The 24,562-nt window shown below is 70.7% G+C and carries 23 protein-coding genes and 1 pseudogene; 19 read left to right on the top strand and 5 right to left on the bottom strand.

From position 1 onward, the window contains the following. Window positions 1-120 precede the first annotated feature (120 nt). The 3 genes from ACWTPI_RS04640 (at window position 121) to ACWTPI_RS04630 (ending at window position 2,889) form a co-directional block, all read left to right on the top strand. On the top strand, window positions 121-687 hold the full coding sequence (locus ACWTPI_RS04640; protein ID WP_020205648.1) for an LbetaH domain-containing protein: 567 nt from the start codon (window positions 121-123) through the stop codon (window positions 685-687). Continuing rightward, a complete protein-coding gene (locus ACWTPI_RS04635) occupies window positions 668-1,723 on the top strand; it encodes a glycosyltransferase family 2 protein (RefSeq protein WP_454731046.1) in 1,056 nt (351 codons plus the stop codon). The genes ACWTPI_RS04640 and ACWTPI_RS04635 overlap by 20 nt, the downstream gene beginning before the upstream one ends. A 563-nt stretch (window positions 1,724-2,286) precedes the next feature. After that, window positions 2,287-2,889 (top strand): helix-turn-helix domain-containing protein, encoded by a 603-nt coding sequence (locus ACWTPI_RS04630; RefSeq protein WP_020205646.1) that lies wholly within the window; start codon window positions 2,287-2,289, stop codon window positions 2,887-2,889. Between the two features lie 46 nt (window positions 2,890-2,935). On the opposite strand, the gene ACWTPI_RS04625 is transcribed toward ACWTPI_RS04630, so the two are convergent. Both ACWTPI_RS04625 and ACWTPI_RS04620 read right to left on the bottom strand, forming a co-directional pair. Further along, window positions 2,936-4,012, bottom strand: coding sequence for an ornithine cyclodeaminase (locus tag ACWTPI_RS04625; RefSeq protein WP_454731045.1), 1,077 nt, complete (start codon window positions 4,010-4,012; stop codon window positions 2,936-2,938). A gap of 40 nt (window positions 4,013-4,052) precedes the next feature. Then, on the bottom strand, window positions 4,053-4,952 hold the full coding sequence (locus ACWTPI_RS04620; RefSeq protein WP_454731044.1) for a dimethylarginine dimethylaminohydrolase family protein: 900 nt from the start codon (window positions 4,950-4,952) through the stop codon (window positions 4,053-4,055). A 204-nt stretch (window positions 4,953-5,156) separates the two neighbouring features. On the opposite strand from ACWTPI_RS04620, the gene ACWTPI_RS04615 reads away from it, so the two are divergent. From ACWTPI_RS04615 to ACWTPI_RS04585, 7 genes are all read left to right on the top strand, one after another. Next, window positions 5,157-5,579 carry an Lrp/AsnC family transcriptional regulator gene (locus tag ACWTPI_RS04615; RefSeq protein WP_020205643.1) on the top strand — a complete coding sequence of 141 codons (423 nt, stop codon included), beginning with the start codon at window positions 5,157-5,159 and terminating at the stop codon, window positions 5,577-5,579. A gap of 632 nt (window positions 5,580-6,211) precedes the next feature. After that, window positions 6,212-8,527, top strand: a complete 2,316-nt coding sequence (locus ACWTPI_RS04610) for a catecholate siderophore receptor Fiu (RefSeq protein ID WP_454731043.1) — start codon at window positions 6,212-6,214, stop codon at window positions 8,525-8,527. Between the two features lie 68 nt (window positions 8,528-8,595). Continuing rightward, window positions 8,596-9,282: a Fe2+-dependent dioxygenase gene (locus tag ACWTPI_RS04605; protein ID WP_020205641.1), complete on the top strand. Its 687-nt coding sequence runs from the start codon at window positions 8,596-8,598 to the stop codon at window positions 9,280-9,282. A 56-nt stretch (window positions 9,283-9,338) separates the two neighbouring features. After that, window positions 9,339-9,743, top strand: a complete 405-nt coding sequence (locus ACWTPI_RS04600) for a Fur family transcriptional regulator (protein WP_020205640.1) — start codon at window positions 9,339-9,341, stop codon at window positions 9,741-9,743. A gap of 220 nt (window positions 9,744-9,963) precedes the next feature. Next, window positions 9,964-11,616, top strand: coding sequence for a CHASE2 domain-containing protein (locus ACWTPI_RS04595; RefSeq protein ID WP_454731042.1), 1,653 nt, complete (start codon window positions 9,964-9,966; stop codon window positions 11,614-11,616). Window positions 11,617-11,621: 5 nt separating this feature from the next. Then, a complete protein-coding gene (locus ACWTPI_RS04590) occupies window positions 11,622-12,017 on the top strand; it encodes a hypothetical protein (protein WP_454731041.1) in 396 nt (131 codons plus the stop codon). 5 nt (window positions 12,018-12,022) lie between these two features. Continuing rightward, window positions 12,023-13,657 (top strand): M48 family metalloprotease, encoded by a 1,635-nt coding sequence (locus tag ACWTPI_RS04585; protein WP_454731040.1) that lies wholly within the window; start codon window positions 12,023-12,025, stop codon window positions 13,655-13,657. Here the strand turns inward: ACWTPI_RS04585 and ACWTPI_RS04580 are convergent. Then, the gene (locus ACWTPI_RS04580) at window positions 13,644-15,410 is read right to left on the bottom strand and encodes a chloride channel protein (protein WP_454731039.1); all 1,767 of its coding nucleotides are present in this window, start codon (window positions 15,408-15,410) and stop codon (window positions 13,644-13,646) included. The genes ACWTPI_RS04585 and ACWTPI_RS04580 overlap by 14 nt on opposite strands. A 200-nt stretch (window positions 15,411-15,610) precedes the next feature. Here ACWTPI_RS04580 and ACWTPI_RS04575 point away from each other — a divergent pair, with 200 nt between their 5' ends. From ACWTPI_RS04575 to ACWTPI_RS04550, 6 genes are all read left to right on the top strand, one after another. After that, window positions 15,611-16,816 carry an HPP family protein gene (locus ACWTPI_RS04575; protein WP_231586365.1) on the top strand — a complete coding sequence of 402 codons (1,206 nt, stop codon included), beginning with the start codon at window positions 15,611-15,613 and terminating at the stop codon, window positions 16,814-16,816. 235 nt (window positions 16,817-17,051) lie between these two features. Beyond that, window positions 17,052-18,173 carry an AI-2E family transporter gene (locus ACWTPI_RS04570; protein ID WP_020205634.1) on the top strand — a complete coding sequence of 374 codons (1,122 nt, stop codon included), beginning with the start codon at window positions 17,052-17,054 and terminating at the stop codon, window positions 18,171-18,173. Next, complete coding sequence (locus ACWTPI_RS04565) at window positions 18,170-18,838, top strand: paraquat-inducible protein A (RefSeq protein WP_454731038.1); 669 nt, start codon at window positions 18,170-18,172, stop codon at window positions 18,836-18,838. The genes ACWTPI_RS04570 and ACWTPI_RS04565 overlap by 4 nt, the downstream gene beginning before the upstream one ends. Further along, entirely contained in the window at window positions 18,835-19,605 is a 771-nt protein-coding gene (locus ACWTPI_RS04560) for a paraquat-inducible protein A (RefSeq protein ID WP_020205632.1), read from the top strand. Before ACWTPI_RS04565 ends, ACWTPI_RS04560 begins: the two co-directional genes overlap by 4 nt. Next, window positions 19,592-21,226, top strand: a complete 1,635-nt coding sequence (locus tag ACWTPI_RS04555) for a PqiB family protein (protein WP_454731037.1) — start codon at window positions 19,592-19,594, stop codon at window positions 21,224-21,226. The genes ACWTPI_RS04560 and ACWTPI_RS04555 overlap by 14 nt, the downstream gene beginning before the upstream one ends. Then, window positions 21,223-21,855 carry a PqiC family protein gene (locus ACWTPI_RS04550; protein WP_454731036.1) on the top strand — a complete coding sequence of 211 codons (633 nt, stop codon included), beginning with the start codon at window positions 21,223-21,225 and terminating at the stop codon, window positions 21,853-21,855. Before ACWTPI_RS04555 ends, ACWTPI_RS04550 begins: the two co-directional genes overlap by 4 nt. A 23-nt stretch (window positions 21,856-21,878) precedes the next feature. Here ACWTPI_RS04550 and ACWTPI_RS04545 read toward each other — a convergent pair whose 3' ends face one another. Beyond that, window positions 21,879-22,418, bottom strand: a complete 540-nt coding sequence (locus ACWTPI_RS04545; protein ID WP_020205629.1) for a nucleoside 2-deoxyribosyltransferase — start codon at window positions 22,416-22,418, stop codon at window positions 21,879-21,881. A gap of 187 nt (window positions 22,419-22,605) precedes the next feature. Between ACWTPI_RS04545 and ACWTPI_RS04540 the strand changes: the two genes are divergently transcribed. Beyond that, entirely contained in the window at window positions 22,606-22,800 is a 195-nt protein-coding gene (locus ACWTPI_RS04540) for a DUF1059 domain-containing protein (RefSeq protein WP_020205628.1), read from the top strand. 29 nt (window positions 22,801-22,829) lie between these two features. Beyond that, a pseudogene (locus ACWTPI_RS04535) lies at window positions 22,830-22,987 on the top strand (DUF2274 domain-containing protein); the annotation flags it as partial. A gap of 9 nt (window positions 22,988-22,996) precedes the next feature. Here ACWTPI_RS04535 and ACWTPI_RS04530 read toward each other — a convergent pair. After that, on the bottom strand, window positions 22,997-23,899 hold the full coding sequence (locus ACWTPI_RS04530) for a LysR family transcriptional regulator (RefSeq protein ID WP_059410688.1): 903 nt from the start codon (window positions 23,897-23,899) through the stop codon (window positions 22,997-22,999). 156 nt (window positions 23,900-24,055) lie between these two features. Between ACWTPI_RS04530 and ACWTPI_RS04525 the strand changes: the two genes are divergently transcribed. Further along, window positions 24,056-24,454 carry a RidA family protein gene (locus ACWTPI_RS04525; RefSeq protein WP_029044166.1) on the top strand — a complete coding sequence of 133 codons (399 nt, stop codon included), beginning with the start codon at window positions 24,056-24,058 and terminating at the stop codon, window positions 24,452-24,454. Window positions 24,455-24,562: the final 108 nt, after the last annotated feature.

Below are 24,562 nucleotides of genomic sequence, written 5' to 3'. Positions count from 1 at the left end.
ACCCCGTCCCGCGCGCCCCGCGTCCTCCCGGCGCCAGGCGCGGCCGGTGCGGGACCAAGCCCGGCCGCCGGCCGGGGCGCGCGCGCGTGCCGCGGCCGCCAACCATCGAGCGCAACGACGATGATCCTGCAAGGCAACGACCCGACCACCGGCGCCTCGTTCACGCTGGGCAACCGGCTCCAGCGCCAGCTCTGGCAGTGCGTCTGGCTGTGCCTGTTCCGGCCCAGCCCGCGCCCGCTGCACGCGTGGCGCGCGGCGCTGCTGCGGCTGTTCGGCGCGCGCCTCGGGCCGCATGTGCACATCTACCCGGACGTGAAAATCTGGGCGCCGTGGCAACTGAGCGTGGGCGGCCACAGCGGCGTGGCCGACGGCGTCACGCTCTACAACATGGCGCCGATCGAGATCGGCGCCCACTGCGTGGTCTCGCAGGGCGCGCACCTGTGCACCGGCAGCCACGACTACAACAGCGCCAATTTCCAGTTGGTGGCGCATCCCATCGTGCTGGCATCGCACGTGTGGATCTGCGCCGAGGCCTTCGTCTCGCCGGGCGTGTCCCTGGCCGAAGGCGCGGTGGTCGCGCCGCGCGCCGTGGTGACGCGGAGCCTGCGCGCGCCCTGGACCGTCTACGCCGGCGTCCCGGCCCGGCCCATCAGCACGAGGACAAGACATGGCACAGCCCCAGCCTAGTCCGGCCAGCGCGGCCGGCCAGATGCAGCCGCGGCACGCCGCGCCCGGCGTCTCGGTGCTGATCCTCACGCGCAACGAGGAGCAGGACCTGCCGGGCTGCCTGCAGAGCGTGGCGTGGTCCGACGACATCCACGTCTACGACTCCATGAGCACCGATGCCACCGTGCAGATCGCCCGGCGCTTCGGCGCCCACGTCACGCAGCGGCCGTTCGACAACTGGGCCAGCCACCAGAACTGGGGCCTGCGCCATATCCGCTTCCGCCATCCCTGGGTGTTCTACATCGACGCCGACGAGCGCATGACGCCCGCGCTGGTCGAGCAGGTGTGCGCCGCCGCGCGCGGCGCGCGCGACGAGGTGGCCTACCGCGTGCAGCGGCGCGACTTCTTCCTCGGCACCTGGCTGCGCCACGTGCAGGCCGCGCCGTTCTACCTGCGCCTGTTCCGGCCCGAGCGCATGCGCTACGAACGGCTGGTCAATCCCACCTCGATCCCCGACGGCCCGGTCGGCGAACTGTCCGGCTATCTCGACCACTTTCCCTTCAGCAAGGGCCTGAGCCACTGGATCGCGCGCCACAACGGCTACAGCAGCCTGGAGGCGCAGCAGACCATCGACAACCGGCGCGGCAAGGCGGACTTCAGCCTGCGCGAGGCGCTGTTCGCGCGCGACTTCCACCGCCGGCGCGCGCACCAGAAGGAACTGTTCTTCCGCCTGCCGCTGCGCCCGCTGGCCAAGTTCCTGCTGCTCTACCTGGGCAAGCGCGGCTTCCTCGACGGCCGCGCCGGGCTGACCTACGCGATCCTGCAATCGATCTACGAATACTTCATCGTCATCAAGACGCGCGAACTCAGGGCGCAGGCCACGGCCGCGGCCGCCACCGCGGACGGCGACCCGGCCACGCCGGACCTGGTGCCGTGCAGCGAGCCCGCGCTGGCCGCCGACCTCGCCAGGCTGCCCGCCGCCGCGCCCGCTGCGATGCCCGCTGCGATGCCGGCCGCGCTGCCCGTGCTCGAGACCGCCGGCTCCGGGCCGGCCTAGCGCCGGCGCCGCCCCTCATGCCCGCCGCCGGCCACGCCGGCGCGCGCGGACGCAAGCCATCTGCCGCGCGGCGCGCGGGCGGGCGTCCCGCGCGCGCCGCCGGCTGCCCTTCGCGCACCGCGACGGGGCATCCTGGGTGCAGGGTAGACCCCGCTTCAGATGTCTGCATTGTTTGCGATAAATTCCGCTGGCCGCGTGTCTGCCAGAACGCGACAATATGCGTTTAAAGACAGAAGTGGGAGCGTTCGAGGCGTTTTCGAAATATTTGCCACCCCCCGGTGGCAGCGTATGTTCGATAACGCATATGATTGGAAACCGGCATTCTTCCCTTGGAAGAAGAAGGCACCTGTGACGCAAGATCACGTCCTTGCATGGCTGCGGAGCACCTCCGCTTCCGGCGCCCGGGTTATCGGGCAGGTCATGCAAGAGGCTCAGGGTGCCGGCACGCCATGCGTCGTTGCGCTTTTTTTACGCGCGGCCGGAATCCAAACCAGCGCGGGAGGCACGCGCTGTCACTGCCAGTCGCACCGCAGTGCGGAGTTTTCTTGTTAACGGGTGAACGGATGAAACTGGATTCAGAACTGGCTGAAAAGCCTTACTACAGCACGCGTACCGCCGCCAAGCTGCTCAATGTCTCGTTGGGCACTGTACAGAAGATGGTGGAGCGCGGCGAACTCGGTGCCTGGAAGACCAACGGGGGCCACCGCCGCATTCACAAGGAGACCGTGCACCGGCTGCTGGCCACGCGCGTCGGCCAGGACCTGCCGTCGGTGCACGAGCTCGATCTCGTGGTGTTCCACCCCAACCACCAGGAAGCCCAGCGCATCCACGCGCAACTGGGCAAGTGGGGCCTGCCGCTGAAGAGCGTGGTGGTGGAGGACGTGGTGGACACGATCATCACGTCGGTCAGCTCGCACCCGCGCGTGGTGCTTTACTACGTGGAAGAACTGAGCGACGCCGAGTCGGCCACCATCGAGAAGCTGCAGAACTTCTTCGCGCGCCAGAACGTCATCTTCGCCGTGATCACCAACCGCCAGGCCTACGACGGCGTGGCCGACGCCCTGCAGCACTGGGGCATCATGGTCTTCCTGAAGACGCCGTCGCTCGAAGAGGTCAAGGGCTTCCTGCGCGCGCAGCTGATGATGACGCGCGGCGCGGCCGGCTGAGCCCCGCGGGCATCCGCCGGCACGGGCGGCCGATGCCGATGCCGGCTTACGCCGGCTCCGCCTCCGCCGCGCGCGCGGGCAGCGGCGCGGCCGCCGCCATCATCCAGCCGTAGAGATCGCGCGGGTCGGGCGGCGTGGCCACCAGCTCCACGTGGCTGCCGCGGTGCCGCGCGTGGGCCGCGGCATGAAGCCAGCGCAGCGCGGCGTAGTCCTCCAGCGCGAACCCGACCGAATCGAACACCGTCACCTCGTGCGCGCCGCCGCGCCCCGGCGCGCGCCCGGCCAGCACTTCCCACAGCTCCGTGACCGGCCAGTCGGCCGGCAACTGCTGGATCTCGCCCTCGATGCGCGTCTGCGGCGCGTATTCCACCACGATGCGCGCCGCGCGCAGGATGTCCGCGTGCAGCTCGGTCTTGCCCGGGCAGTCGCCGCCCACCGCGTTGATGTGCACGCCCGGCGCCACCATCTCCGGCGTCAGGATGGTGGCGCGTGTCTTGTCCGCGGTCACGGTGCTGACGATGTCGGCGCCGTCCACCGCGGCGCGCGCCGATGCCGCCGCCACCACCCTCAGGCCCGGTATCCCGTCGAGGTTGCGCGCCAGCCGCGCGGTCGCGGCCGGGTCGATGTCGAACGCGCGGATCTCGCGGATGCCGAGCATGGCGTGGAAGGCCAGCGCCTGGAACTCGGCCTGCGCGCCGTTGCCGATCAGCGCCATGACCCTGGCGCCGGGCCGCGCCATCGCGTGCGCGGCCAGCGCCGAGGTGGCCGCGGTGCGCAGCGCGGTGGCCAGCGTCAGGTCGGCCAGCAGCAGCGGAAAGCCGCTCGCCACCTCGGCCAGCACGCCGAAGGCCATCACCGTGGGCATGGCCGCCAGCGCGTTGCGCGGATGGCCGTTGACGTACTTGAACGCATACTGCACGCCGTCGCTGGCCGGCATCAGCTCGATCACGCCGCCCGGCGAATGCGAGGCCAGCCGCGCCGATTTCTCGAACGCGTCCCAGCGCAGGAAATCCTGGCGGATGTGATGGGCCATCTGCGCGATGGCGCTGGCGACGCCGGTCTCGCGCACCAGCGCGGCCACGTCGCCGGCATCCAGGAAGCGGGTCAAGGCGATCTCTCTCATGATGTTCCCCCGTTGAATGGCGTGCGCGCCCGGCCGGCGCTCACGCGGCGGCCGGCGCCGCGCGCGTGCCGGCGGTGGCCTGCGCCGCCGCGCTGGCGCGGTCCAGCCGCAGCGTCATGCAGTACGCGCCGCCGCCCGACAGCATGAACGGCGACAGGTCGACCTCGCGCAGGTGGTAGCCGCGCTGGCCCAGCTCGGCGCGCAGGTGCGGCGTGGTGCGCGTCATCACGATCTGGTCGTGCAGGTTGACGGCGTTGACGCTGAAGTGGCGCAGGTCGTCCTCGCTGGCCTCGATGCGCTGGCTGGCCGGCACGCGCGCGCGCAGCGTGCGCAGCGCCTGCGGCGTGAAGGCCGGCGGGTAGTACAGGATCTCGCCGCCCGACAGCGGGCAGAAGCACACGTCGAGGTGATAGCTCTGCTCGGTGGCCAGCTCCAGCGCCACCACCTCGCGGCCGAAGCGCTGCGCCATCACGTCGGCCGCGGCGCGCGTCGAGCGCGGGCCGAAGCCGGCCCAGAAATGGCCGCGCACCGCGTCCCAGATGCAGTCGCCCGCGCCCTCCTGGAAACAGCCTTCGGGCAGCACGCTCACCGCGTCGATCAGGCCGCGCTCGCGCAGGCCCTCGAAGATGCGCGCGAACGGCGCTTCCTCGCCGGCGCGCTCGGGATGGCGGAAGCGCGCCAGCACCGCGTGGCCGTCCAGCACCACCGCCGCGTTGGCCGGGAACACCATGTCGGGCAGGCCCGCCGTGCCGGGCGCGGTCTCCACCGCGAAGCCCGACGCGCGCAGCGCGGCGTGGAGCGCCTCGAACGAGCGCACCGCGTGCTGGTGCATGCCGCGCGGATCGCGCGCCCAGAGGCCCGGGTCCATCCACGGGTTGATGCTGTAGGACACGTCGTAGTGGGTCGGGTCGACAAGCAGGATGGTGGGCTGGTTGATCACGCTGGCTCCTTTCTGGGTGACGGCTGCGGGGGTGGAAGGTGCGTGCGGTCCGAGGACCGCAGTGACTGCATTCTGGTGCAGTGCAGCGCTAACTAAAAGGCAGCAGGTTGCGCAATCCGCCTGCTATGCTTTTCATATCGCCAGTTTCATCTGGCGAATCGCCAACCCGATCCAGGTACACCCCAGGCCACCCCGGAAACCCGCATGGACGACACCGACCGCCAGCTTCTCGCCCTGCTGCGCGACAACGCGCGCCTGCCCGCCACCGCGCTGGCCAAGGCCCTGCGGGTGTCGCGCGCGACCGTGCAGAACCGCATCGACAGGCTGGAGAAGGAAGGGCTGATCGTCGGCTACACGGTCCGCCTCAAACCCGAGGCCGAGGCCCACCGCATCCGCGCGTGGATGACCATCGCCGTGGAAGGCAACAAGGGCCGCCAGGTGCTGCAGGCGCTGCGCGGCGAGCCCAACGTGCAGGCCCTGCACACCACCAACGGGCGCTGGGACATCATCGCCGAGCTGCGCGCGGACACGCTCGAGGCGTTCGACCGCACGCTCGACCGCATCCGCATGATCGACGGCATCGGCGCCACCGAGACCAGCATCCTGCTGTCGAGCTACAAGCTCTGAGCGGCATGCGCTCCGGCATGCCCGCCGGGAGCGCGCGGTCCGGCGTAAACGCGCGTGACCCGGTGTAACCCCGCGTAATCCTGTGTAATCCCGGCGTGGCACCCGGCCGCGGCGCCCCGCAGCGGGCCGCCGCATCGCCTTTTCCCCCTCTCCCTCCCCCCTCCGACGACACGCGGCCAACCCGGGCGTCCCGCTTCCTGGCTGGCGCGCCGCATGGCCGCCGGGCGCCCCGCCCGGGCCGCCCAGGCGCGGCCCCGGTGGCATGTTCGGGATGCCCGCCGTGGCGTCTCCTGCCGCGCATAAGTTCAATTTATTTAAGTCTGTGTTGCAAAAAATACATTGCGGAAACTAAAATGATAATTATTTTCATTTACTTAGTGATCCATGCGCCACCAAGGGAGATCGGAGGCGGCCGCGACAGGGATCTCGCACAGCAAAAGGAGGTGCCGCCTAAACCACTTGGATCCAAATCATCCCCGTCATCACGTGGCGTCGGCAGCACCGCAACGCGCGAACCTGGCAAGCGCTGCCCGGCGACATGAGCATCAGCATGGCCGCATGCATGCACTGAAACGGGTGCCCCTATGACGATCTGTATCTGCCGCGATACGGACCCATCCAAAACACAACAAATGTCTTACATCCGCAGTCGAAAATCCTCGCCCTCCGAGTCCCGCACGGGTTATCCGTCGCTCGCCGGAGCCGCCGCCACCATCGCCACCGGCCTGACCCTGGGCTGCCCGCTGCCCGCCGCCGCGCAGGCCGCGGCCCCGTCGGAAGTCACGCTGCCGCCGGTGCAGGTCAGCGCCGCCTCGGGCACCTACAAGACCGATACCCTGGCCTCGCCGAAATTCACCGAGCCGCTGAAGGACACCACGCAGACCGTCACCATCATCAACCAGGAAATCATCAAGGACCAGCAGGCGACCACGCTGACGGAGGCGCTGCGCAACGTGCCCGGCGCGGGCACCTTCTTCGCCGGCGAGAACGGCAGCACCAGCACCGGCGACGCGATCTACATGCGCGGGATCGACACCTCGAACAGCATCTACGTCGACGGCATCCGCGACACGAACACCACCTACCGCGACATGTTCAACACGCAGCAGGTCGAGGTCATCAAGGGGCCGTCGGGCTCGGACTACGGCCGCAGCGCGCCGAGCGGCTCGATCAACCTGATCACCAAGCAGCCCACGCTCGACAACAGCTTCGACGCCAGCCTGAGCGCGGGCACGTCCAGCTACGCGCGCTCGACCATCGACTGGAACCGCGCGATCGGCGAAACCACCGCGTTCCGCCTGAACCTGATGGGGCACAAGGCCGACGTCGCCGGCCGCGACGAAGCCGAGAACCAGCGCTGGGGCATCGCGCCTTCGCTGGCGTTCGGCCTGAACACGCCGACCACGGTGTACATCGACTACATGCACGTGAAGCAGAACAACGTGCCGGACGGCGGCGTCTCGACCATCGGGCTGCCCGGCTACCGCGCGCCGAACGCCGCGCTGTCGCTGCTGAACACGAGCGGCAGGGTCGACACGCACAACTTCTACGGCACCGCGTCGGACCACGACGACTCGACCACGGACATGGCCACCATCCGCGTGGACCACCGCTTCAGCGACACCACCACGCTGCACAACACCACGCGCTGGGCGCAGACCAAGCAGGACTACCTGCTGACCTCGTTCATGGCCGCCGCGACCAACATCGTGACGCCCAACCCCGCCGATCCGTCGACCTGGACCATGACGCGCACGCCCAACCTGCGCGACAGCGTCAACCAGATCCTGAGCAACCAGACCAACGTCACCAGCAAGTTCGCGACCGGCAGCTTCAAGCACGACATCAGCGCCGGCGTCGAATTCACGCACGAAGAGCAGACCCTGTACGGCCACAATTCGCCGACGCTGCCCAACGTCAGCATCTACAGCCCGAACAGCAGCCTGTTCGCGACGAACTACGGCAAGAACGGCGCCGACTCCAGCGGCTCGACCAACACCGTCGCCGCCTACCTCTTCGACACGGTCGAGCTGACCGACCGCATCCAGGTCAACGGCGGGCTGCGCTGGGACCACTACAACACCCACTATTCGAGCGCCACCGCGTGCGGCGGCACCGGCCGCACCGTGGTGGCCTGCCCTGGCGGCGTCGCCGCCGGCACGCCCGTGACCACGGTCAACGCCTCGACCTCGGGCAACCTGTTCGACTGGAAGCTGGGCGCGCTGTACCGCGTGACGCCGAACGGCAACGTCTACGCCAACTACGCGGTTTCGCAGCAGCCCCCGGGCGGCGCCAACTTCGCCCTGGCCGCGGCCGGCAGCGGCAACAGCGCCAACCGCATCGACTTCTCGCCGCAGCGCGCGAAGACGGCCGAGATCGGCACCAAGTGGGAGCTGTTCGACAAGAAGCTGCTCACCTCGGCCGCGCTGTTCCGCACCGACATCACCAACGAAGTGCAGTTGCTCGACGACGGCACCTACGGGCAGATCGGCAAGAAGCGCGTGCAGGGCATCGAGCTGGGCGCGGCGGGACAGATCACGCCGAACTGGTCGCTGACGGGCGGCTACACGCTGCAGAACGCCACCGTCGCGGCGGGCAGCGCGGTCTCGCAGGACGGCTCCAGCCTGCTCTCCTACACGCCCAAGCACGCGCTCTCGCTGTGGACCACGTACAAGCTGCCGCTGGGCTTCACCATCGGCGGCGGCGCGCGCTACCTGAGCGGGCTCAAGCGCGGCACGGACGGCGCGGTCGGCACGCCGGACCACACCGATCCGTACTGGGTGTTCGACGCGATGGCCAGCTACCGCGTGTCGCGCAACCTGAGCTTCCAGGTGAACGTGTACAACATCTTCGACAAGAACTACGTCGCGTCCATCAACAAGAGCGGCTACCGGTATTTCCCGGGAGCGCCGCGCACCGCGCTGCTGACGGCTAACATCAGCTTCTGACGGCAGCCAGGCCGCCCCGCCGGCGGCCGCGCGCGGCCGGCGGGGCATCAATACAACATGTCGACATCATGATTCTCCACATCCCCGGCGTGCTGAGCGCCGCAGAAGTCCGGACCCTGCGCGGCAGGCTCGAGTCCGGCGCATGGGTGGACGGCCGCGCCACGGTCGGCACCGCCGGCGCCAGGGTGAAGAACAACCGCCAGGCCCCGGCCAATGCCCCGGCCTCGATCGAAATGGCGGGCATCGTCACCGAGGCGCTGAAGAAGAACGCCCTGTTCTTTTCCGCGGCGCTGCCGCTGCGCATCGCCCAGCCCTTGTTCAACCGCTACGACAGCGCGAATCTGGAGCACTACGGCTTCCACGTCGACGGCGCGGTGCGCGCCCACGACCACAGCCCGGGCTGGCTGCGCACCGACCTGTCGGCCACGCTGTTCCTGTGCGACCCCGAGGAATACGACGGCGGCGACCTGACCATCCGCGACACCTACGGCGTGCACGAAGTCAAGCTGCCGGCCGGCGACATGGTGCTGTACCCGTCCACCAGCGTGCACTGCGTCACCCCCGTGACCCGCGGCAGCCGCCTGTGCTCGTTCTTCTGGATGCAGAGCATGATCCGCAACGACGGCCGGCGCACGATGCTGTTCGAGCTGGACCAGGCCATCCAGTCGCTGCGGACCCGCTGCGGCGAGTCGGAGGAGCTGCTGACGCTGACCCACCACTATCACAACCTGCTGCGCGAATGGTCTGAGATCTGAGCGCCGAGCCCCTTCGGATGGCCCACGCCACGCCGCGCCCCCGCCCCCTTTCCACCATGAGCGCTTCCGAATCCGTACTCCGCGACGCCGGCCTGCGTCCCACCCTGCTGCGGCTCCAGGTCCTCGGCGCGCTGCAGCGCTGCGCCCACGCGCACCCGACCGCGGAGGCCCTCTACGTCGCCCTCCGGGACGCCGGCAACCAGGTCGGCATCGGCACCGTCTACCGCGTGCTGGGCGACATGGAGAACGCCGGCATCGTCCGGCGCAGCCAGCTCGGCCACGGCAAGTCGTTCTACGAGCTGTCCGACGGCAGCCGGCACGTCCACGTGGTCAGCATGCAGGACGGGAAGATCTTCAAGTTCGAGGACGAAGCCCTGCTCGAACGGCTGGACCGCTTCGTCGCGGAAAAAGGCTACCGCATCGTGGACCTGCAGCTCACGGTCTACGTGCAGCCCGCCTGAACCCGCGCGCGGCCCGCTTGCCCGCCTCCCGCCCTCCCGATCTCCGATGGGGCGGCTGTCTCCCCGCAGCCACATCGGCATATGTAAGCAAATGTAATTTCGAGCTATCATGAGCGCCGGCATTTGCCACCGTTGATCCACATCTGACCTCCCCCGGGACAGCCCTGCGCGCGCGAGCCGCGCACGGCCATCGCCAGGACAAGAACAAGAACGCCGCAGGATGACCAGCTCGCCTCACCACGCCACGCCGGCGGCGCCAGCCGGCACGGGCGCGCCGCCCATCGGCCACGCCGCCGGCGCGCGGGAAGACGCCCGGCGCTACAAGCCCGCGACGCGCTTCCTGGTCTCGCTGCCGTTCGCGCTGGTGATCTCCTTCCTGATGCTGTGGGGCGTGCCCAAGGTGGTGCCCTCCAGCGACGCCATCACTCACGTCACCGCGCGCGCGCAGAGCGCACTGGTGGGCGCCTTCTACCCCGCCGCGCGCCGCGACGACGTGACCGTGCTGCTGATCGACGACACCTCCCTGGCCGAGGCCGGCCAGGGCTGGCCGGTGCCGTACCGCACGCACGCGCGCTGGCTGTCGGTGCTGGGGCAGGCCTACAAGCCGCGCGCGATCTTCGTCGACATCACCTTCACGCAGGCGCGCGACGACGCCACGCTGCCCGCGCTGGTGCAGGCGCTGTGCCGGCTGCGCGACCGCGGCGTGCCGGTCTTCCTGGCCGCGCTGCCCGGCGCGGACGGCCGGCTGGCGCTGCGCCCGGGCCTGGCCACGCCTGCCGGCGAGGCGCCGTGCTTCACGCTGGTCGGCGTGGACTACGAGGCCGACCGCATCGACCGCCTGATCTGGAACTACCCGCTGTGGCGCGAGGCCGGCGGCCATGAAGGCAGGCACGAGAACCGGGCGCACGGCGGGGAGCACGGCGAAGCGCGCGGCGAAAACGGCGCCCCGCCCGCGCGCAGCGCCGCGCTGGCGGTGGCCGAGGATGCCGCCGGCGTGAAGCTCGAGCGCGAGGAAGCGCCGATGGCGCTGGTCTGGGGCGTGGACAATGCCGGCCTGCCGCGCTTTGCCGAATGGTGCCGGCCCTATGCCGGCCCCGGCGAGGTCCTGCCGCCCGCGCTGCGCGCGCTGTGGGCCGGCGACGAGGCGCTCAAGCCGATCTGCCCCTACAGCCGCGCGCTGACCATGCGCGAGCTCAAGCCGGCCACCGAGGCGGACGCGCAGCGGCTGCGCGAGCGCATCGACGGCCGCTTCGTGCTGATCGGCACCTCGATGGCGGGCAGCAACGACCTGGTGGCGTCGCCCGTGCACGGTCCGATCCCGGGCGTGTTCATGCACGCGATGGCGCTCGACAACCTGCTGACCTACGGCGCGCGCTACAAGCGCGCGCTGGAATGGGAGATGCCGCCGCCGTGGCGCCTGGCCGTGCTGGGCCTGGTCGCGGTGGCGCTGACCCACCTGCTGCTGCACCGCCGGCGCCTGTTCGGCGGCCCGCCCCCGCGGCACGCGCGCGGGCGCTGGCGGCGCCAGCCCGGGGTATGGCTGCGCCGCCTGCGCGCGCGCCTGCGCCACGCCTGCACCACCGGCGCGCGCGGCCCGCGCGACCGGCACCTGAGCGCGTTCCTGCTCGGCGCCGGCCGGGTCGGCGCGTTCCTCTCGGGGCAGGCCTGGCGCGTGGCCTATTCCACGCTGGCCATCATGCTGTTCATCGTCGGCGCCCAGTGGCTGCTCGACGTCGGCACGCTGCCCGTGGTGGACCTCGCCGCGATGGCGCTCGCCGCCGAATGGTTCGGCTGGACCCGCAAGATCACCGACATCGCGCTCGGCACCGACCCGGACGAGCCACCCCTGACCGAATCGCACCACCCGGAGTAAAAACCATGCGCCGCCTCCCGCTCCTCCGCGCCCGCCTCGCTGCCACCCTGCTCGCCCTGCTGCCGGTCCTGCCGGCGTTGCCGGCCGGCGCCGCCACGCCGCCGTCCGACCTCGGCCAGGTCGCCGGCGCCGTCGTCAAGCCGCTGCCGCTGTACGCGCACCCCGGCGACGCCGCCGCCGCACAGAGCGTGGCGCCGGACAACCTGCCGTGGCCCGTGCTCGAGTCGAAGGACGACTTCTACCGCGTGCGCGTGGCCGGGCACGACTACTGGGTCGACAGCATGACCGTGCGCGTCACGCGCGGCGCCAAGGCAAGCTGCGCCGGCACCGTGATGCAGGGCGGCAGCAACCACAGCCCGACCGGCTCCACCCCGGGCGCCGGCGAAGCCAACTGCCGCTGAGCGCCATGCGAGCAAGCCCGAAGCCCAGGCGCCCGCGCCGCGCGCCGGCGCGGCCTGTGCTGGCCACGCTGGCGGCGCTCGCCGCGGCATGGCTGGCCGCCGGCTGCGCCACGCTGCCCGGCGGCGACACCTTCGCCCTCAAGACCGGCGAGCTGCCGCCCGTGCCCACCGGGCGCACATGGCCCGACCCGGCCCCGGACGTGCGCAACCAGCGCGCGCGCGGCTACGGCCTGGTCGACATGCCGGAGATGCAGGCCTACCTCGACGGCCTGCTGGCCAGGGTCAAGACCGCGGCCGGCGTGCCGGACTGGCCCGGCGCGGTCTACATCACCGCCTCCGGCGACCTGCAGGCCTATTGCACCGGCAGCGGCAACATCTACCTGTCGCTGGGCTGGCTGGCCTCGGCCGAGTCGGAGGACGAGATTGTGGCACTGCTCTCGCACGAGTACGGCCACGTCTATCTCGACTACCACCAGCTCGAAGGCGCGGCCGACGCCGCCGACAAGGTCGCCACCTGGACCACCGTGGGCGTGGTGCTGGCGCGCAAGGCCGGCAACGCCGCCGGCTGGGGCCTGGCCGACAGCGTGCTGGCCTCCTACGCGCTCGGCAAGAGCGTGCTGGTGCCGGCCTGGGGCCGCCAGCAGGAAGAGAACGCCGACCGCTTCGGCGCCACCGTGAGCCTGCGCCTGGGCTACTCGTTCACGCAGGGCTTCAAGGCCTTCCTCGAGCGCCAGGACACCTGGGAGCAGAAGAACGCCGCGCTGCGCGAGGCCCAGCAGCAGCGCCTGCTCGAGCAGGTCAAGCAGGCCGCCGCCGACAATGCGCGCAAGAAGAGCACGGCGCAGGGCAACGACGCCGTCAACCAGACCGTGCGCGAACTGGAGGCCTCGCTGGAGTCCGGCGGCGCCGGGCTGTTCCAGAACCTCGACAACGGCATGCGCGGCCTGTGGGACCAGCTCACGGTGTCGCACCCGTCGACCGCGGGCCGGCTCGACTCGCTCACCGCGCAGGTCATGCCGCTGATGGCCGGCAAGCCGCGCCCGCGCCCGAGCATGGCGCCCTGGACGCGCGCGCTGGCGCAGCGGCGCACCGCCGCCACGCTGAAGAACTACCAGCTCGCCGCCGATGCCCAGGGCGCCTTGCAGGCGCAGGACTTCGCCCGCGCGCGCAAGCTGGCGCTGGAAGCCAGCTCCGGCCCCACGGCGCGCCAGGCGCTGCCGCTGATGACGCTGAGCCTGGCCGAGCTCGGCCCCGGCGGCAACGCGCAGGGCATGCAGCGCGCCGGCGCGCTGCTGGACCGCAACCTGCAGTCCGAGCCCGACCGCAGCTGGACGGTCTACGTGACCCGCGCCAGCGGGCTGCTCGGCGCCGGCCAGGGCCGGCAGGCGGGCCAGGTGATGGAGCAGGGCCTGAGCTACTTCAGTGACGCCCCCGCGGCCTGGCCCGACGCCATCCGCTTCTACGGCCAGGCCGGCGACTGGACCCGCGCCAAGCAGCTGGCGGCGCAGTGCGCCAGCCGCTTCTCCAGCTACGCCGGCGCCTGCAACACGGCGGCGCTGACCCCGGCCGAGAAGGCGGAGATCGACCGCCGCAACGAGCAGAAGGTCAAGAGCATGATGGACCGGCTCACGAAGAAGTGACGGCGCGCGCGGGCCCGCCGCGGCCCGCGCCGCGCAGCCGCTCGCGCCGCGTTTCTTCGTCGAGCACCTGCCCGCTGGGATGCAGCAGGTCGCGCAGCGACACCACGCCCACCAGCCGCATCGACTCCGCGCCCGCCACCACCGGCAGGCGGCCCACGCCGAGCGCCGCCATGCGCCCGGCGGCGGCGCGCGCGGTGTGCGCGGGCAGCAGCACCTGCTCCGCGCCCAGCGGCATCATCAGCTCGCGCCCGCGCAGCGGCGAATCCTCCCGGCCGCGCAAGGCGTTGCGCTCCAGCATGCCCGCCACGCGCCCGCCGCACACCACCGGATAGGCGCGGTGCGGCGCGTGCTCGCCGAAATGGCGCGGCCACAGCGCGCCGACCGCCTGCTCGCCGTCCACGCTCACCACCGCGGTGGTCATCAGGTCCGCCACGTGCTGGCGCTCGAGCGGGTCGACGCCGTACTCGCGGTAGACGTGCAGGCCGCGGCGCGCGATCTTCTCGGTCATGATCGAGCGCTTCATGGTCAGCACCGTGAAGCCGTGCGCCACCGCGGTGGCCAGCAGCAGCGGCAGCAGCGCCTCGCTGTCGTGGGTCAGCCCGAACGCGAACACGATCGCGGTCAGCGGCGCGCCGAGCACGCTGCCCAGCACGCCGGCCATGCACACCAGCGCCCACAGCTGCGGCGAGCCGCCGGGCAGCACCGGCCCGAGCGCCACGCCCAGCCCCGCGCCGAGCATCAGCAGCGGCGCCAGCACGCCGCCCGAAGTGCCCGAGCCGAGCGCCGCGACCCAGATCGCCGCCTTGACCGCCAGCAGGGCCAGCGCCACCTCCAGCGCCAGGCGGTTGTGCAGCAGGTCGGCGATCACGTCGTAGCCCACGCCGAGCGCGCGCGGCTCGAAGTAGCCGCCGATGCCGACCACCGCGCCGCCGATGGCGGGCCACCACATCCAGTGCAGCCCGAGCCGGGAGAACAGGTCCTCGGTGCGGTACAGCGCCAGCGTCAGCACCGCGCCGAGCACGCCGCACAGCAGCCCGGCGACCACGCACGAGCCGAGCGCCACGGCGGACGCGGGCGGCGTCTGCATGGCGAACAGCGGGCCGGAACCGAACGCCAGCGGGCGCAGGAAACCGGCCACCGCGCACGCCAGCGCCACCGGCAGCAGGCTGCGCGGGCGCAGCTCGAACAGCAGCAGCTCCACCGCCAGCAGCACCGCCGCCACCGGCGTGCCGAAGATCGCCGTCATGCCGGCGCAGGCGCCCGCCACCAGCAGCGTCTTGCGCTCGGCGGCGGTCAGGTGCAGGTATTGCGCCAGCAGCGAGGCGATCGAGCCGCCGGTCATGATGATCGGCCCCTCGGCGCCGAACGGCCCGCCGCTGCCGATCACGATGCCCGACGAGAGCGGCTTGAGCACCGCCACGCGCGGCGACATCCGGCTCTTGCCGAACAGCACCGCCTCGATGGCCTCGGGGATGCCGTGGCCGCGGATCTTGTCGCTGCCGTAGCGCGCCATCAGTCCCACCAGCAGCCCGCCGGCCACCGGCACCAGGATCGCCCACGCGCCGGGCGCGTGCTGCGCCGGCGAGCGCTCGGCCAGCGACAGCGTCTGGAAGAAGAAGAGATTGGTGAAGAAGCGGATCAGGTTCAGCAGCAGCAGCGCCGCCGCCGTGCTGACCGCGCCGATCGGCAGCGCCAGGGCGGCCAGCAGCAGCAGGCGCCGGCTGACGGCGTAGTCGCGTTTTTCGAAGTGCATGATGGGACTCGTGGGGGCTTGCGCGGTGCGCATATGGGGTAGTGCCGCGGCCGGCGCCGCGACAGCGAAATGTATCACGTCATGATATATTTGCGCCCGGCTTGCTGCGATGCGGCCGGCGGCGGATGCGTGCCGCCGCGCCCGCGCAGCCAGCCTTGCGCCCCGTCCCGGGCCACCGAACCGAGAACCAGGCCCGCCCCATGCCGCCATCCCAGGCCCCTTCCCCGGCTGATTCCCGAGCCGCTTCCGCCACGGCTTCGGCCGCTGTGTCCACCGCCGCGCCGGCCGGTTTCCCGCCCGCGCCGGCGCGCGCCTGGCTGCGCGCGTTCGTGCCCGCCCCCGTCGCCGGCAGCCGGCGCGAGCGCTTCAAGAGCTGCCTGGGCGCGCTGCTCGGCCTGCTGGCCACCGAATGGATCAGCCACCGCATGCTCGGCGGCCTCAACCCGTGGTTCGTGGCGCCGATGGGCGCCTCGGCGGTGCTGCTGTTCGCGGTGCCGGCCAGCCCGCTGGCGCAGCCGTGGTCCATCGTCGGCGGCAACCTGGTGGCGGCGCTGATCGGGGTGGCGTGCGCGCGCTGGATTCCCGACCCCGGGCTGGCCGCCGCGGCGGCGGTGGCGCTGGCCATCGCGGCGATGTTCCGGCTGCACTGCGTGCACCCGCCCAGCGGCGCGGTGGCGGTCACGGCCGTGTTCGGCGGGCCGGCCGTGGCCAAGCTCGGCTTCGGCTTCGCGGCGTTCCCGGTGGCGCTCAATTCGATGTTGCTGCTGCTGGTGGCGCTGCTGTTCAACAACGCGCTGCGGCGGCGCTACCCGCACCGCCCGGCCGAGCACGCCAATGCGCACCGCACCGCCGATCCGCCGCCGAGCGCGCGCGTGGGCTTCAGCCGCGCCGACCTGGACGCGGTGCTGCGCGCGCGCGGCGAATTCCTCGACATCGAGGAAGACGACCTGGAAGACATCCTGGTGGCCGCGCAGATGCGCGCCTACCGCCGCCGCTTCGGCGAGGTGCGCTGCGAGCACATCATGTCGCGCGACGTGGTCACGGTGCAGCCCGGCCACAGCGGCGTGCAGGCGCGCGCGCTGCTCAACCGCCACGGCCTGCGCACGCTGCCGGTGGTGGACGAGGCGCGGCGCCTGGTCGGCATGCTGGGCCTGGCCGACCTGCTGGCCGCGCGCGCCGGCGGCCAGCCGCGCGCGGGCAGCGCCGGCGACCTGATGCACACCGGCATGGCCACCGCCCGGCCGGAGCAGCCGATGGTGGAGCTGGCGCGCGCGTTCTCCGACGGCGGCCTGCACGAGATGCCGGTGGTGGACGCGCAGCGCCGGCTGCTCGGCATCGTCACGCAGTCCGACCTGATCGCGGCGCTGCTGGAGCAGGGGCCGCCGCCGGCTCACCCGCCGGCCTAGCGTCCGGCCCCGTGCCCGCCGCACCCGCCGCGAGCCGCGGCGGCTGCGCGCCGGCCCCGCCTCCCACACTCCCACACCCCGCGCCGGCGCGCGCCCGTGCCGCGGCGCAGCAACCGCAATGCAGCATTTTTTGCCCGCGCGCGCGCCGGCATCCCCGCTATCGGGCGGGAGGGTCTATGTTTTCCTATATATTGTCGGCGTTCCCGTCACGCCGGCATGCCCGGAGATGCACCCGATGAACTCCAGCCAACTGATCGAAAAAATTGCCGCCGTCCTGGCGCTGGTCGTCCTGATCGGCGGCTCGCTGCTGGTGCTGGCGCCGTTCACCACGGCGCTGCTGTGGGCCGCCATCCTCGCGTTCAGTTCCTGGTATCCGTATTCGGTGCTGTCGCGCTGGCTGGGCAACCGCCGCAGCCTGGCCGCCATGATCTGCGTGCTGCTGGCCGCCGTGATCGTGCTGGGCCCGTTCGTCTACGCCGGCGCCAGCTTCTCGGCCCATATCGACCAGCTCTCCGGCGTGGTGGACCGCTTCATCGACAGCGGCCTGCCGGCGCTGCCGGACTGGCTGAGCGGCCTGCCCTACGTCGGCAGCTACCTGCAGACCAGCTGGGACAAGGTGATCCACGCCGACTCCGACATGGTGGCCAACCTGCGCAAGCTGATCGCGCCGGTCGGCCACGCGGTGCTGGGCGCGGGCCTGTCGATCGGCGCCGGGCTCGGGCAACTGGCGCTGTCGATCGTGCTGGCGTTCTTCTTCTATACCGGCGGCGAGTTCGCGGTGGCGTGGCTGCGCGCGGGCATGCGCCGCATCGCCGGCGAGCGCGCCGACCACCTGCTGGCGCTGGCCGGCAACACCGTCAAGGGCGTGGTCTACGGCGTGCTGGGCACGGCCTTCGTGCAGGCGCTGCTGGCCGGCATCGGCTTCTGGATCGCGGGCGTGCCGGGCGCGGCCATCCTCGGCTTCGTGACCTTCTTCCTGTCGGTGATCCCGGTCGGGCCGCCGCTGGTGTGGATCCCGGCCGCGCTGTGGCTGTACCACACCGGCGCGCTCGGCTGGGCCATCTTCATGGTGGTGTGGGGCGTGGGCGTGGTCAGCATGGCCGACAACATCATCAAGCCGCTGCTGATCAGCAAGGGCACCGACATGCCGCTGATCTGGGTCATGCTGGGCGTGTTCGGCGGCGCGCTGGCGTTCGGCTTCCTCGGCGTGTTCATCGGCCCGACGCTGCTGGCGGTGGCCTACGCGCTGCTGCGCGACTGGACCATCGGCTCGCAGCAGCTGGCCGATCCGCCGCGCGCGCTGGCGCAGGGCAAACCCATCGCCGCCGAGGACGTGGCCGGCTCCGGCAAGGCATGAGCGAAGCGCGCCGCGACGACGCCCGCCCGCAGCCGCAGCCGCAGCCGCAAGATCCGGCCGCGCTCGCGCGGCTGGTGGCCTGCGAATACTGCGACGCGGTCTACCAGCGCGAGCCCCTGGCCGACGGCGAGCGCGCGCTGTGCCTGCGCTGCGGCGGCCAGCTCTACCGCGAGAGCACGCGCGCCTATGCGCGCCTGCTGCCGCTGGTGCTGGCCGCGCTGATCCTGTTCGCGGTCTCCAACGCCTATCCGATCGTCGAGATGGACCTCAAGGGCGTGCGCACCGAGACCACGCTGTGGGGCGCAGTGCGGGCGCTCTACGCCGACCACATGGAGCTGGTGGCGATGCTGGTGTTCGCCACCACCATCCTGTTCCCGCTCACCGAGATGCTGATGATGCTGTACCTGCTGGTGCCGATGGCGCGCCACCGCATGCCGGCCGGCTTCGAGCGCATCGTGCGCGGCATCCGGCAGACGCGCCCGTGGGGCATGATCGAGGTGTTCATGATCGGCGTGCTGGTCACGCTGGTGAAGCTCTCGACGATGGCCCAGGTGCTGCCGGGCGTGGCGCTGTGGTCGTTCGGCGCGCTGGTGGTGGTGCTGGCGGCGATGCTGTCGTTCGACCCGCGCAACCTGTGGGACTACCTGGACGAGGAGCCGCGATGAGCGCCGCGCCGGATTCCGCCCCCAACCCTGCCCCCGCTCCCGCGCCGCGCGGCAACGGCGAAAGCGCGCTGGCGCGCTCGCGCCGCATGGCCGCCGGCGTGATGGCGGAGCTGGCCGACGACGACGAAGACAAGCCGCTGCCGCAGGTGCCCACCGCCACCTCGATGGGGCTGGTCTCGTGCCACGCCTGCGACGCGCTCAGCCCGCGCGCGCTGGAGGGCGGGCCCTGCCCGCGCTGCGGCGCCACGCTGCACCACCGCAAGCCGCACAGCGTGGCGCGCACCTGGGCCTTCCTGCTGGCGGCCTACATCCTCTACATTCCGGCCAACCTGTTGCCGGTGATGGTGACGCAGTCGATCCTCGGCACGCAGCACGACACCATCTTCTCGGGCGTGATCTACCTGTGGCTGTCGGGCTCCAACCTGCTGGCCATCGTGGTGCTGATCGCCAGCATCGTGGTGCCGCTGCTGAAGATGTGCATCCTCACCTTGCTGCTGCTGTCCGTGCATTTCCGCTCGCGCTGGCGCATCCGCCAGCAGACCCGCCTGTACGGCCTGGTCGAGGTCATCGGCCGCTGGTCGATGCTCGACATCTTCGTGGTGGCGCTGCTGGCCTCGCTGGTGCGCGCCGGCGCGCTCGCCACCATCATCCCGGGCGGCGGCGCGCTGGCCTTCGGCTCCGTGGTGGTGCTCACCATGCTGGCCTCACTCAGTTTCGACCCGCGCCTGCTGTGGGATTCGCTGGATGCAAACGATGCCCGATCTTGACAACGCTTCCCCCTCCCCGCCACCGCAGCCGCCCTCGCCGGCGCGCCGCCGGCGCTCGCGCTGGCTGCCCTCGCTGGTGTGGCTGATCCCGATCGTCGCCGCCGTGGTCGGCCTGTCGCTGCTGATCCGCACCATCGCCGAGCGCGGCCCCGAAATCACCGTCACCTTCCGCACCGCCGAAGGGCTCACGCCGGGCAAGACGCCGGTGCGCTACAAGGACGTGGACATCGGCCTGGTCAAGTCGGTGCGCCTGGCGCCGGACCGCTCGCACGTGATCGCCAGGATCGACCTGACCCAGGACGCGGCCAGCTTCTCGGCCAAAGACACGCGCTTCTGGGTGGTGCGCCCGCGCTTCGCGACGAGCGGCATCTCCGGGCTGGAGACGCTGCTGTCGGGCGCCTACATCGGCGTGGACGCCGGCAAGTCCGAGGAACGCATACGCGACTTCACCGGGCTGGAGGTGCCGCCGGCCGTCACCACCGACGCCTCCGGCAAGCAGTTCGTGCTGCGCGCGGCCGACCTCGGCTCGCTCGACATCGGCTCGCCGGTCTACTACCGCCGCGTGCAGGTCGGCCAGGTGGTGGCCTACCAGCTCGAGCCCAACGGGCGCGACCTGTCGCTGCGCGTGTTCATCAACAAACCCTATGACAAGCTGGTCACGGCCGACACCCGCTTCTGGCACGCCAGCGGCGTGGACATCAAGCTCGACGCCGGCGGCTTCAAGCTCAACACGCAGTCGCTGGTGACGGTGCTGCTGGGCGGCGTGGCGTTCCAGGCGCCGGACGACTCCAGGGCCACCGCGGCGGCCAGCGAGAACACCCAGTTCCTGCTCTCCAGCGACCAGACCGAGGCCATGAAGGAGCCCGAGGAACTGGTGCCCTCGCTGGCCGTGCTCAACTTCGACCAGTCGGTGCGCGGGCTCTCGCCGGGCGCGCCGGTGGACTTCCGCGGCGTGGTGGTGGGCCAGGTGCGCTCGATCGGCATCGAGTACGTGGGCGACAAGAAGGCCTTCCGCCTGCCGGTGGTGGTGGAGCTCTACCCGTCGCGCATGGGCTTCCGCGCGCGCGACGTCGAGGACGTCAACCGCGCGCGCACCATCGTCCAGGCGCTGGTCAAGCGCGGCATGCGCGCGCAGCTGCGCACCGGCAACCTGCTGACCGGCCAGCTCTACGTGGCGCTCGACTTCTTCCCCAAGGCGCCGCCGGTCGGCGTGGAATACAACGGCCCGATGCCCGAGCTGCCCACCACGCCCGGCACCTTCGACGAGCTGCAGGCCAAGCTCGGCGACATCGTCAACAAGATCGACAAGGTGCCGTTCGAGCAGATCGGCCAGGACCTGCGCGCCTCGCTGGCCACCATGAACACCATGCTCGCCAGCGCCGACAAGCTGGTCGGCCAGCTCAACGGCGACGTCGCGCCGCAGGTGGTGGCCGCGCTGCAGGACGCGCGCAAGACGCTCAGTGCCGCCAACGGCACGCTCGCCTCCGACGCGCCGCTGCAGCAGGACACGCGCCGCATGATGCAGGAGCTCACGCGCACCGCGGTGTCGCTGCGCGCGCTGACCGACTACCTGGAACGCCACCCCGAAGCGCTGGTGCGCGGCAAGCCGGAGACCCCATGATGACCCGCAAGATGATCTCCTCCGCCATGCTGGCGCTGCCGCTCGCGGCCGCGCTGCTGGCCGGCTGCGCCTCGCCCGAGCCGCGCTACTACACGCTCGCGGGCAGCGCGAATGGGGCGCCCACGGTGAACGGCGCACCCGCGGCGGCCCCGGCGCCCGGCGCCCGGCCGCTGTGGATCGAGGTGGCGCCGGTGCGCGTGCCCGAGCGCCTGAACCGCCCGCAGCTGGTGGTGCGCAGCGGCCAGGACGGCGAGCTGCGGCTGCTCGACCAGTCGCGCTGGTCGGCGCCGCTGCCCGACGAGCTGCGCGACGCGCTCTCGCAGCAGTTGCAGGCCCGGCTCGGCGCGCTGGACACCTACCAGCAGGGCCTGTCGGGCCTGCCGGACGAGGCCCCCGTGTACCGCATCACCACCGAGGTGGTGCGGCTGGAAGCCAGCGTCGGCGAGCGCGCCAGCGCCACCATCAACTGGACCGTGCGCCGCCTGCCCGACGGCAAGGTCAGCGCCGGGCGCACCCAGGCCGAACTGCCGGCGCCGGGCGCGGTGGACGGCGTGGTGGCGGCCTACCGCCAGATCGTGTCCGGCACCGCGGACGACATCGCCGCCGGCATGGCCAGCCTGCGCCGCTGAACCGGCGCCGCGCGCCCGGCCGCTCAGTCCTCGGCCGGCGCGCCGGCGCCGCGGCAACTGCGCCGCCGCTCGGCCTGCTCCATCGCGGCCAGGCATGCCTCCGGGCCGCCGGCCACCAGCTTCACCGAGCAGGCCAGCATCAGGTTCTTGGCGAGGCCGAAATCCTCCACCACGAAGCCGCGCGCGTCGCGCATGGCGCCGTCCTCGCCCCTGGCCACGCCGACGCGCTCCAGCAGGGTGCCGGCGTCGGCGCTGTAGCCCCACACCGGCTTCTGCAGCGCCACCGCGAAACCGGCCTCGAACACGGTCCCCGAATCCGGCTCGCCGGGCCCGCGGAAATCGTCGAGATTGGCCATCACCATGTCGGCGCGGCGCAACAGGTTGATGTTGGCCTCGTAGATCCAGCGCGCGGCGTCGGGACCCGGCAGGCCGGCGGGCGCCGCCTTGTCGAGCGGATAGAGGCCGAGGAAGCCGTGCCGGGCGCACAGCGCCTTGAGGTATTCGCCGTGGGCGACGGCGTCCGGGCGGAAGACGTCGAAACCGGCTAGGTAGATCGATTTCATCTTGGCTTGGGTATGTCGGGTTGGGCAGCGGGCAGGCGCTTGAGGATAGCCGATCCGGCCCCGGCATGGGCTTTCGCGCGGGCCGCCCTATACTGGACTCGCACGCCGCGCGTGGCCCGCCACGGCGCCGCGACCGGAGCCTCGGCGAGGCCCCGCCGATACACCCTCATCGCGTCAGGAGCCAGTCATGGGACGCAAATACATCGATTGCCGCGAGTTTCCCAGCGAATCCAAGTGCACGGTCGCCCTGAGCGCCGACAGCGAGGAAGAACTGCTTCAGGTCGCCGTGCAGCATGCGGTGCAGGTCCATCACCATGAAGACGGACCGGAGCTGCGCCAGATGCTCAAGAGCGCATTCAAGGACGGGGCGCCGCCGGCGTGAGCGCGGCACCCCGGGTTGCCGGCAAGGTCAGCCTGAAGACCGGCCTCGACCGTCACGCCGCGCTGCACGCGCAGACGTATGGCGAGGCGGTCGATGCCGAAAAGCCGATCCCGCCCATGTTGGAGGCGTTCATGGCGGGGATCGGGGACTCGGAAAAGGAAGCCCTGGCAAAGCAACGCCGTCGAAAACGAACGGATCAGGAGATCGCGCCGATGCGTTCCTCCACCCAATCGATGAAGGCGCGCAGCCTGGCATTGGCACGCCGGCTTGGGTGGAAAGCGACATGCAATGGCATGGGGTCCAGTTGCCACTCGGGAAACAACCGGATCAACGTGCCCTCGGCTGTACAACGCTGGGCCATGTAGTCTGGCAGCCATACGATTCCCAGTCCGGCCACGCCTGCAGCCAGATAGGCATTGCCGTCATCGACGGCAAGGGCATAGTTGCCACGGATGCTGACAATCTCCTCGCCACGTCGCATCGGATACGGGACGCGCTGGTTTCTGTGTGCCCACAGATAACCCACGATCCGATGCGCGGATCCATCGAGCTCGCTCGGATGGCCGGGGTTCCCGGCGCGCCGCAGGTACTCGGGCGCGGCGTAGGTCTGTAGATGGAGATCGCCCACCCGCCTGGCGATCAGTGTCTGGTCAGCAATGGGCCCGCCCCGGATCACGCAGTCGATGTTCTCATCCAGTAGATCAGACGTGCGGTCGCTGACACGCATGTCAAGCTGAATGCCGGGGTAGCGCTCGTAGAAACCGGGGAGTGCAGGTACCAGGATCAAGCGGGCCAGTGGGCTGGGCACATCGACCCGCAAGCGCCCTTCGAGCATGTCTGATCCTCCTGCCACGCCACGTTCCGCTTCCTGCAGGTCGGCCAGCAGCCGAATCGCATGGTCGTAGAAGGTTTGCCCTGCAACCGTCACCTTGACCTTGCGGGTGGTTCTATGCAGCAGCTTGGCATGCAGGCGTGTCTCGAGCTGCTGCACCAATTGGGTTGCCGTCGCCCGGCTGATATGCAGGGTCTCCGAGGCCTTGGTGAAGCTGCCTGTTTCCACCACGCAAGCAAAGACGCGCATCGCATCGAACCGATCCATCTTTTGTTCCGAGAATTTGATTCATATTGTTTGGATTTTACAAATTCTGGTGAAGAGAATAGGCCATTTATCGATGACATCCCCGCCTGTAGAGTCTTCCATTCATCCCAATGAAGTCCGGCAGAGATTGCTGGACAAAGAAAGTGAGAACTCGCCATGGCGTCATCCCGCGATGTTGTATTCCCTGCAGGGCGTCAAGCTTTGTATGAACGAAATCATTACTCCCCGGCCGTACGTGTGGACGGCTTCCTTTTCGTGTCCGGCCAAGTCGGCAGCCGGGAGGATGGCTCGCCAGAGCCGGAGTTGGAGGCACAGATTCGACGCGCTTTTGACAATCTCAATGCTGTGCTGGAGGCCGCTGGATGCACGTTTGACGATGTGGTCGATGTCACGGCATTCCTGATTGATCCGCAGGACACGCTAGAGACCGTCTGGAAAGTGCTGCCGGATTACTGGGGCGAGGCGCCATACCCGACACTGACGGGGGTTGGCGTGACCTGGCTGTCCGGCTTCCAGTTCGAGATCAAGGTGATCGCGCGACTGCCTGCGGCTTGAGCGGTCGGATGGCAGTATGCGTGAACGGGACGATCAGCTCGCGGGGCGAATGTCGAACCACTGCCTTGTATGCGATTTCAGGCCTCGCGCGACTTACGCGACATGCTT

The sequence above is a fragment of the Cupriavidus ulmosensis genome (assembly GCF_977008105.1).
This window is presented reverse-complemented; position numbering and strand designations above follow the sequence as displayed.